The organism is Flavobacterium sp. UBA7682 (assembly GCF_002482945.1).
In the GTDB taxonomy this organism is placed as follows: domain Bacteria; phylum Bacteroidota; class Bacteroidia; order Flavobacteriales; family Flavobacteriaceae; genus Flavobacterium.
Window position 1 is genome coordinate 21,623 of record NZ_DLGY01000005.1, and the last position, 9,312, is coordinate 30,934.

Below are 9,312 nucleotides of genomic sequence, written 5' to 3' on the forward strand. Positions count from 1 at the left end.
AATTGCAAGATGAACAAATTTAAAATATTCAGCTTAGCGTTAGTAGCAACAACCATTGCGAAAGCCCAGGATTTAGAGCCAGCGAAGAAAGCTATTGATGCTGAACAATTTGAGAAAGCAAAATCGTTGTTGAAATCCGTTATACAAACCAAACCTTCTAGTGGGAAAGCCGCTTTTCTTTTGGGTAACATTTACCTAAAACAAAACATTGCTGACTCAGCGTCAATCTATTTTCAAAAGGGTTTAAGCGCTAGTGATGGAGCCAAATTTAATAATATTGGATTGGGTCAAATGGACTTAGATGCTAATAATAAAACCGCTGCACAAGCCAAGTTCAATTTGGTTACCAAAGACTTAAAAAAGAAAGACACCGAAGAATATATTTATATTGCACGTGCCTATATGAATGCAGATAAGCCAGATTATGCAAGTGCTATTACGGTTTTAACCAAAGCGGCAACTGCAAATCCAACAGATCCACAAGTGCAATTGGCATTAGGAGATGCTTACTACGGTGAGAAAAAACAAAATGAAGCATATGTTGCCTATAGAAATGCCTACCAAGCAGACAGTTCATTAATCAGAGCCAAAATGCAATTGGGCGTTTTATTAAAAGGAGCCAAAGCTTATACTGAAGCGGTTAAAGCTTACAATGAAGTAATCGGAATCAACCCTAATTATGGTCCGGTTTATAGAGAGTTAGCCGAAACCTATTACTTATGGGGCAACAATGTTCCCTCAACATACACGGAAAATATTCAAAAAGCTTTAGGGTTTTATGAAAAATACATGAGCTTAACGGATTATTCAATCACTTCTCGTATGCGTCATGCTGACTTTTTGATCTTGGCTAAAGATTACAAAGCTTTGGAAGTTGAAGCTAATAAGATGAAAGAACTAGATGGTGTAAATCCTAGAATTCTAAGATACTTAGGTTATTCTGCTTACGAAAATGGTAATCCTGATGCAGCTTTGGATGCTTTACAAAAATTCATTTCTAATCCATCAAGCAAAATAATTCCTCGTGATTATTTGTATTTAGGTCAAGCCAAAATAAAGAAAGGAACTAGTGAAGATGGTAAAACAGTAGACCCGGCATTATTAGCGTCGGCTATTGAAGACATCAAAAAAGCAGTAGACATGGAACCTTTAGCAACAAATGAATTGAACGAATTAGGAAAAAAATTATATGACCAAAAGGCATTTGGTGCGGCAGCAGCTGTTTTTGAAATTGCGGTGACCAACCCAACTTCTAAAAATTATTTGATTGATAATTTCTATCTAGGAAATTCAATATACTATGATAACACCAGAAAAGATTTGGTAAAACCTGATCCGATAGCTTTGCAAAAAGCCGATGTTGCTTTTGGCAATGTAATCACCGCCTCACCAACTACTCAAGATGCCTACATTTTCAGAGCAAGAACTAATACGCTATTGGAGAATGACGAAATGATGGCAACTTACTATCAACAGTATATTGATGTAGTAACGGCAAAAGGGGAAGCTGAAGTGACTAAAAATAAAGCAAAATTTATTGAATCATACAACAATATAGCAGCTCATTATGCAAATTCTGATAAAGCAAAAGCGATTGAGTTTTTTAATAAAACGTTAGCTCTTGATCCGGCAAACAACTATGCTATTGAATCACTGAAATTATTGAAATAAGCAAAGCATTATAATTTTAAAAACCGTCTCAATTCTGTTGAGGCGGTTTTTTTATTTCAATTTTAAATTTTCGTCCGAAGCCAAAGGTCGAACAGGACAAAGCTAAATTAACTCATTTTCATACGAGCACAACCAACTGGCAAAGCAAATTGATTATCTTTGCCCACTATATTTTAAATAATGTTATCAAAAGAAACACAATCGGCCGTTGAAAAAGGGGAAATGCTTCCGCTAATGGAAGAATTTTATACCATTCAAGGCGAAGGATATCATACAGGAACGGCGGCTTACTTTATCCGAATTGGCGGTTGCGATGTAGGTTGTCATTGGTGTGATGTGAAAGAAAGTTGGAATGCGGAATTGCATCCGCCAACAAACACCGATATTATTGTTGACAATGCGGCTAAATATGCCGATACGGTTGTCGTAACCGGTGGCGAGCCTTTAACATGGGACATGACATTGCTGACGCAAAAGTTAAAAGCCAAAAATCTAAAAGTACATATTGAAACCTCGGGCGCTTATCCTGTTTCGGGAACTTGGGATTGGTTTTGTCTGTCTCCAAAGAAAAATAAATTACCCGTTGCTGGTGCTTATGAAATAGCAAGCGAGTTGAAAGTGATTATTTACAACAAACATGACTTCACTTTTGCAGAAGAGCAAGCAGCCAAAGTAAATCCTAATGCGATTCTTTTTCTACAACCCGAATGGAGTAAAAAAGAAGAAATGACACCATTAATCGTTGATTATGTCATGAACAATCCAAAATGGAGAGTGTCACTGCAAACCCATAAGTATCTAAATATTCCTTAAACTCTATAGATGAAGTTAGTTAGATTATTATTGTTTGTTCTTGTACCAATGATGGGTTTCTCCCAAATTGGTGGAGAAGATGAAGTGTATCTCGGTGGAGACAGAATTGAAGCCAAATTCAATGGCGGAGGAATCGAGGAGTTTACCAAATTTATCAGAAAAGAATTTGATTATTCTAAAGTAACCAAAGCCGGAAAAATGGTTGGTGCTTTCACCGTAGATGTAGACGGCAGTGTTAAAAACATTAAAATTACCGAGTTTTTTGATGTCGAATCAGCAACGGAATTCATCAGGGTTTTGAAAAAATGTCCAAAATGGGAGCCAGCCAAACGTGGTGGTAAGCCTATCAGCATCGAGATAAAATACCCGATGGTATTCCGAGAAAAGTAGTATTTTTATAAATTATTAATAAATCAAAAAAAAATGAAAAAATTATTATTCGCAGTCGTTTTTGTATTAGTGTCTCAATTGGGTTTTTCTCAAGACAAACCAACAAAAGAAGATGTTGCAGCAGTTATTGAAAAAAGTGGTGCTTCAGGTCAAATGAATGCAGCTAAAAAACAAGTTCTGGCAATGATTCCTCAAGATAAGCAAGCAGCTTTTGTCGTAGAATTTGATGTTTTACTAAAAAAAGTAAATGATTCAACAGTTGAAATTTACATGCAAGAGTATTCTAAAGAAGATATCAAAGCAATGTTGGCTTTTTATAACAGTCCGGTAGGAAAAAAAATGGCGGACAAAGCAGAAGTAATTGCCAAAAAATCACAAGAATCAATGGCGGGTTTACAAGGAGAAATTCAAGCTTTGATGATGAAATACATGCAATAGTAGCAGAACATAAATTAAAGTTAAAATCCCGAACACTGTTTGGGATTTTTTATTTTTACCAAATAATTATTACACGAGTGTCAGCGAACTGGCAATGCTATCATGAAATCACAATTTTTACTTGACCCGTCAATTACCTTTTTAAATCACGGTTCCTTTGGTTCTTGCCCGAAGCCCATCTTTGATGAATTCCAACGCTTTCAACGCGAGTTAGAATCCGATCCGGTTCAATTTATTCAGAAAAAATTACCCGAGTATCTCAAAATGGCCAAAGCTCCATTAGCCCAATTTATTGGATGTAATCAAGAAGATTTCTTTTTTGTACCCAATCCGACGGTGGCAATAAACACCATCATGCGCAGTTTGACATTGCAACCTGGTGATGAGATTTTGGCAACCAATCACGAATATGGTGCCATGGACAGAACTTGGAATTTTTATTGTAAAAAATCGGGAGCTAAGTATATCCGTCAAAATATTAGTTTGCCGATAGTTTCCAAAGAACAAATTATTGAAGAGTTTTGGAGAGGTTATAACAGCAACACTAAAGTTGTTTTTCTAAACCATATTTCGAGTTCAACCGCTTTGATTTTTCCGGTTCAGGAGATTTGTGACAAAGCCCAAGAATTAGGTTTAATCACGATTGTTGACGGCGCGCACGTTCCGGGTCATATTGATTTAAACATCACAGCATTGAATCCAGATTTCTACACAGGAACTTTACACAAATGGATGTTGGCACCCAAAGGCAGTTCGTTTCTCTATGTGAAAAAAGAATTCCAAGCCGATATTGAACCTTTGGTGGTAAGTTGGGGTTACGAAAGTCTGGCACCAAGCGAAAGTCAATTCCTAGATTATCACGAATACCAAGGAACCAATGATCATTCAGCTTTTTTGTGTACGCCAAAAGTAATTGAGTTCTTGGCGCAAAACAATTGGGCGGCCAAATCAAAAGCTTGCAAGCAAATCGTTTTTGACAATTACCAACGCTTTTGTGATTTACTCAAAACCCAACCTTTGGCACCGATAACGACCGAATTTTTAGGCCAAATGGCGAGTATTCCGGTAAAAACTTCAAAACCGACTGAGTTAAAAGATTTACTATACGATCATTACAAAATCCAAATTCCGGTGATGCCTTTGAATGGGAATGTTTATTTGAGGTATTCGATTAATGCTTATAATTCGCAGGAAGATTTGGATGTTTTGTACAAAGCATTAGAAGATATTATTAAAACAACCAATTTGATAGAAGCATAAAGCCTAGCCCGGATAGTAACGGTATCCTTTTACACCTGTCAGGTTTTTAAAACCTGACAGGTGTAAAAGATATAGTGAATAGCCGGAAATAGCTCCTAACTTTTATAGAATTAGTGTGACAGCTTAGCCAAATAATCATAATGCTTGCCTTCAATGACCAATTCACATTCCAAACCATTGGCGTGAGCGGCATTTTGCAAAGTGTTGTAATCAAGATAGAGCCAAGGAAAAGTGTCCTCGGTTTGTCCTTTATAAGAAACGGTAAATGTCAGTTCGCCATAATAACCATTGGCAGGAACCAAAAAACTGCCGTCTTCGTCTTCGTCAAACATATAAATGATGTCCGAGCTGTCAATCAAAATTTGTCCATTCGGATTTAAAAGCGACTTTAATTTCTGCAAATATTTCGAAGTTTCGGCTAAAGTGCCAAAGATTCCCGTGCCGTTCATTAATAATAGAATGGTGTCGAATTTTTGCTTCACCTGTTCGCTTTCGCTCGGGTCGTTTTCAACGTCCAACAGATTTTGAACTCGGGCATTTTTTACGCCTCGAAGTTGGCAAGCTTTAATCGCATTGGGTGAAATGTCGATAGCGGTAACCTCAAAACCTTTTTCTAGTAAGTACAAACTGTGACTTCCTGCGCCGCAACCTACATCGAGGATTTTGCCTTTGGCGAGTTGCAAGGCTTTCTTTTCCAACTTGGGCATGTCATTATAGCCGCGGAAAAGATAATCCACACTCATTTCATCGGCTTCGGAGATATTGGTTTCAGTGATCAAATCTTCGGGTGAATTGTTGGTTTGAAAATCGAGTATGGCTTGGCCGAATAAATCTTTCATTCGTTTTATTTATTATTTTTTTAAGGTCTCATGCAGTCGCTTCGCTCGTGTCATTTTTTTGAGTTGCTAAGTGACTGAGATGCTGAGTGACTGAGTTTTTAAATGTTTTTACAGATGGATTGTGTAAAGTTGTTTAATTTTGCACCATGAGTTTGAAACCTTCCTTAAACGAAATCCAAAAGTTAGCCAAAGATAAGCATATCGAAAACAAAAAGTATTTCGACAAGCTGAAAAAGAAAACGCCCAAGAATTTGGATTATGTGATGCAGGATTTGCATGACGCGGAGTTTAAGCGAACCGATTGTTTGAAATGTGCCAATTGTTGTAAAACGACCGGACCATTATTTACTTTGGCCGATATTGAGCGCATTGCGAAACATTTGAAACAAAAGCCACAACAGTTTATCGATCAGTATTTGCGGATTGATGAAGACAAGGATTATGTGTTGCAAAATGTGCCGTGTACGTTTTTGGACAATGAAAACTATTGCCTGATTTATGACGTTCGTCCCAAGGCTTGCCGCGAATTTCCACATACCGATCGAAAGAAATTCCAACAAATCTCCGATTTGACTTTGAAGAATGTGGCGATTTGTCCTGCGGCTTATAATATTGTTGAAGAAATGAAGAAACGTTTACCTTTATAATGTATTGACATGAAAGTTTATAGATCTAAAATCGATTGGTGGTTGATTATCATCATTTTTATCGTCTTCTGTTATCCGATGATTGAAGGTATTTTGAGCAAAGACTATGTCATGTTCTCTGTTTCTTTCGGGGTTTTGAGTTTGGTTTTTTTGATGTTCAAATCTATCAAATATAAAATCGATGGAGAAAATCTGCAGATTTGGTGGACAAAAATCGACATTAAATCCATTCGGAAAATTTACAGCACCAACAATCCGCTGAGTTCGCCGGCGTTATCATTAGACAGAATTGCGGTGGTGTACAATAAGTATGATGAAGTGCTGATTTCTCCAAAAGAACGCGCCGATTTTATTCAGGAGCTTTTAAAAATCAATCCGAATATTGAGGTTGTAACATAATAAAGGACTTTTTTTTTCGTTTCAAAAAAAAGACTGTTATGAAAAAATTCCCTTTTTATTTGCTGTTGATTTATGCATTTTCCTTGGCGACTGCTTTGTTTGGTTATTGGATAGATGCCGATGAGCCTACAAATTCATTTGCTTTCCAAATGTTTGAAGTGTTTATGCTGTCGCTGATTATAACTGTATTGCTCTTGGTATTCTTTTTTACTCCGTACTTTTTGTTTCGATTTTTGAAAAGAATTGTAAAAGGAAATCCTTAATAAATCAAATACTTTTTGCGCATGGTTTTAAAGTCATTCAAACCTTTCTCCCAAGATTTTCGAATGTCGCTTTCCGAAGTTCCGGCTTCAATTTGTTGTTGTAGTGTTTTGGTTCCGGCCAATTTGGTAAAGAAATCATTGAAGAATTTACTTTTGTCTGTTGTCGTTTGATAGGCTTTGATAAGCCATTTTAATTCCAAACGGGTCACTTTTTCAATCTTCGACAAATCTTCACCATAACACAATTGGTCTTTATGCATTGGTTCTTTGGCACCAAAATTTGGAATGGGAGTAAAATTAAAACCGCTTTTTGGTAAAAAAGGCGAGCCGTAAATCTGAAACTGTTTTTCAGTTCCTCGTCCCGAACTTACATTGGTTCCTTCAAACAAACACAAACTCGCATATAAATTGATAGATTGATCATTCGGCAAGTTGGGCGAAGGTTTTACAGGTAAACTATAAGCCATTTCTCTTTTGTAATTCAGACACGGAATTACTGTCAAGTTGCATTGAATTCCATTTTTCAACCATTTTTCTCCGTTAATCATTTGGCCATATTCGCCAATAGTCATCCCGTGAAGCAATGGGATTTGGTGCATGCCAACAAAGCTGGTGTTTTCTTTTTCTAATATAGGTCCGTCAACAATGCTTCCATTCGGATTTGGTCTGTCCAAAACAATCAACGGAATGTTGTTTTCCGCACATGCTTCCATTATATAATGTAGTGAAGATATGTAAGTATAAAAACGGGCACCAACATCTTGCAAGTCAAAAACCAAAACATCTATTCCGGCTAATTGTTCTGGTTTAGGCTTTTTGTTGTTACCGTATAAGGAAATGATAGGCAAATCGGTTTTGGTATCTTTTCCATCTTTAATCAATTCGCCTGCATCAGCCGTGCCGCGGAAACCGTGTTCGGGCGCGTAGATTTTTTGGACGTTGATTTTTTGTTCCAAAAGGTAATCGACTAGATGAACAGTTTCTCTTGAAATGGTTGTGTTTTTTGGGTCTGAAGTATGGTTGACTTTAGCGCTACTTAATACTCCTGTTTGATTGGTCACAATGCCAACTTTTTTATCTTTTAATAAAGGTAAATAAGTATTTGTGTTTTGTGCTCCTGTTTGAATTTCGAATTTTACATTTTTAGGAAGAATATCTTCTACCTTATCCCTTATCTCTTTTTTCTTCTGCGAAGCTCCACACGAAACCATTAGCAAAACCGAGAATAAAACTGTATTTTTGAACACCAAATTTGAAATCATACCATTGAAATTAGAATATTTTATAGCGAAACGACTCATTACTGCTAAAGATCATAAAAGTAGTATTTCTGCGCCAATAATAAAAATAGCTATCACGGCTATTGCCTTGGGCATGATCATGATGATAATTTCTATCGCTACCGGTATGGGTTTGCAACAAAAAATACGCCAAAAGGTTTCCGCTTTCAACGGACACATTATAATTTCCGGTTACAACGACAACAATTCGGATGTTAGTACCAAACCGATTTCCATTAACCAAAGTTTTTATCCTAAGTTTAAAAATGTTGACGGAATCACTCATGTGCAAGCTGTCGCCAGTAAAGCCGGAATCATAAGAACAGAAACCGCTTTCGAAGGCGTCATTTTCAAAGGAGTCGGCAAAGATTACGAAATGACCAATCTTAAAGAATATTTGGTCGAAGGCAGACTGCCCAATTTCAAAGCCAATCTCAACGAAGAAGTTTTGATTTCACAATATCTAGCCAATCGTTTAGGCCTAAAACTCAATGATAAGTTCGTGACTTATTTCATGAAGGAAAATAGTGAAGGGTATAACCTGCGAAATTTTAATATAGTGGGTATTTACAATTCCGGATTTCAAGAATTCGATGCGAGTTATGTAATTGGAGATATTCGTCACGTTCAGAGAATCAACAAATGGAAGCCCAACGAAATCGGTTCTTTCGAAGTCTTCGTCGACGATTTTACACAAATCGAACAAAAAGGACAGCAAGTCTACGCAGAAACTTCATCCACATTAGATACCCAAACCATAGTCGAAAAATTCTATTACATCTTCGAATGGCTCAAGCTTTTCGATTTCAATATCATCGTCATTCTAATCGTTATGATAGCCGTTTCTACTATTAATATGGTAGTCGCGCTATTGGTTTTGATTTTAGAACGAACCCAGATGATCGGAATCCTAAAATCAATCGGCGCCAACAATTGGACTGTCCGAAAAATATTCCTCTACAATGCCGCTTACCTAATTGGAAGAGGATTGCTTTGGGGTAACATCGTTGGTATCGGATTTTTGTTGTTGCAAAAATACTTCGGCATCATCAAACTCAATCCCGAAAGTTACTACGTCAACGAAGCGCCTGTCGACATCAATCTATTCTACATATTGCTCTTAAATATAGGAACCGTAGCCATCTGCCTACTCGTTTTATTAATTCCTTCCTTTATTATCACCAAAATTACACCGTCAAAATCCATTCGTTTCGAATAGTAGCGAAAGGTTTGGTCTTTGTTGGTTATGGCAATTCCCGCTTTTCACTCTGCACGGCGCCGTTTCAATCGGGGCTAAAGGGGTGGCTTTTGG

The 9,312-nt window shown here is 37.1% G+C and carries 11 protein-coding genes; 9 read left to right on the forward strand and 2 right to left on the reverse strand.

The window, feature by feature from the left end:
- Positions 1–9: 9 nt before the first annotated feature.
- The 5 genes from B3C16_RS00810 to B3C16_RS00830 all read left to right on the forward strand — a co-directional run bounded on the left by B3C16_RS00810 (position 10) and on the right by B3C16_RS00830 (position 4,572).
- Positions 10–1,671 (forward strand): tetratricopeptide repeat protein, encoded by a 1,662-nt coding sequence (locus B3C16_RS00810; RefSeq protein WP_291127661.1) that lies wholly within the window; start codon positions 10–12, stop codon positions 1,669–1,671.
- Between the two features lie 180 nt (positions 1,672–1,851).
- Positions 1,852–2,484, forward strand: coding sequence for a 7-carboxy-7-deazaguanine synthase QueE (locus B3C16_RS00815; RefSeq protein WP_121312700.1), 633 nt, complete (start codon positions 1,852–1,854; stop codon positions 2,482–2,484).
- Positions 2,485–2,493: 9 nt separating this feature from the next.
- Positions 2,494–2,874, forward strand: coding sequence for an energy transducer TonB (locus B3C16_RS00820; RefSeq protein ID WP_291127664.1), 381 nt, complete (start codon positions 2,494–2,496; stop codon positions 2,872–2,874).
- A 33-nt stretch (positions 2,875–2,907) separates the two neighbouring features.
- The gene (locus B3C16_RS00825) at positions 2,908–3,312 is read left to right on the forward strand and encodes a DUF2059 domain-containing protein (RefSeq protein WP_121312702.1); all 405 of its coding nucleotides are present in this window, start codon (positions 2,908–2,910) and stop codon (positions 3,310–3,312) included.
- A gap of 102 nt (positions 3,313–3,414) precedes the next feature.
- On the forward strand, positions 3,415–4,572 hold the full coding sequence (locus tag B3C16_RS00830) for an aminotransferase class V-fold PLP-dependent enzyme (protein WP_291127669.1): 1,158 nt from the start codon (positions 3,415–3,417) through the stop codon (positions 4,570–4,572).
- A gap of 110 nt (positions 4,573–4,682) precedes the next feature.
- Here the strand turns inward: B3C16_RS00830 and B3C16_RS00835 are convergent, their stop codons facing one another.
- Positions 4,683–5,411, reverse strand: coding sequence for a class I SAM-dependent methyltransferase (locus B3C16_RS00835; RefSeq protein ID WP_291127672.1), 729 nt, complete (start codon positions 5,409–5,411; stop codon positions 4,683–4,685).
- 146 nt (positions 5,412–5,557) lie between these two features.
- On the opposite strand from B3C16_RS00835, the gene B3C16_RS00840 reads away from it, so the two are divergent.
- The 3 genes from B3C16_RS00840 to B3C16_RS00850 are packed head-to-tail and all read left to right on the forward strand — an operon-like array spanning position 5,558 to position 6,720.
- Positions 5,558–6,058, forward strand: coding sequence for a YkgJ family cysteine cluster protein (locus B3C16_RS00840; protein ID WP_370453640.1), 501 nt, complete (start codon positions 5,558–5,560; stop codon positions 6,056–6,058).
- 9 nt (positions 6,059–6,067) lie between these two features.
- Positions 6,068–6,457, forward strand: coding sequence for a PH domain-containing protein (locus tag B3C16_RS00845; protein ID WP_121312705.1), 390 nt, complete (start codon positions 6,068–6,070; stop codon positions 6,455–6,457).
- Positions 6,458–6,495: 38 nt separating this feature from the next.
- Positions 6,496–6,720, forward strand: coding sequence for a hypothetical protein (locus B3C16_RS00850; RefSeq protein ID WP_121312706.1), 225 nt, complete (start codon positions 6,496–6,498; stop codon positions 6,718–6,720).
- Here the strand turns inward: B3C16_RS00850 and B3C16_RS00855 are convergent.
- Positions 6,717–7,982 (reverse strand): exo-beta-N-acetylmuramidase NamZ family protein, encoded by a 1,266-nt coding sequence (locus B3C16_RS00855; protein WP_291127676.1) that lies wholly within the window; start codon positions 7,980–7,982, stop codon positions 6,717–6,719. The two genes, B3C16_RS00850 and B3C16_RS00855, sit on opposite strands and share 4 nt — an antisense overlap.
- Before the next feature lie 4 nt (positions 7,983–7,986).
- Here B3C16_RS00855 and B3C16_RS00860 point away from each other — a divergent pair, with 4 nt between their 5' ends.
- Entirely contained in the window at positions 7,987–9,219 is a 1,233-nt protein-coding gene (locus tag B3C16_RS00860) for an ABC transporter permease (protein ID WP_291127679.1), read from the forward strand.
- Positions 9,220–9,312: the final 93 nt, after the last annotated feature.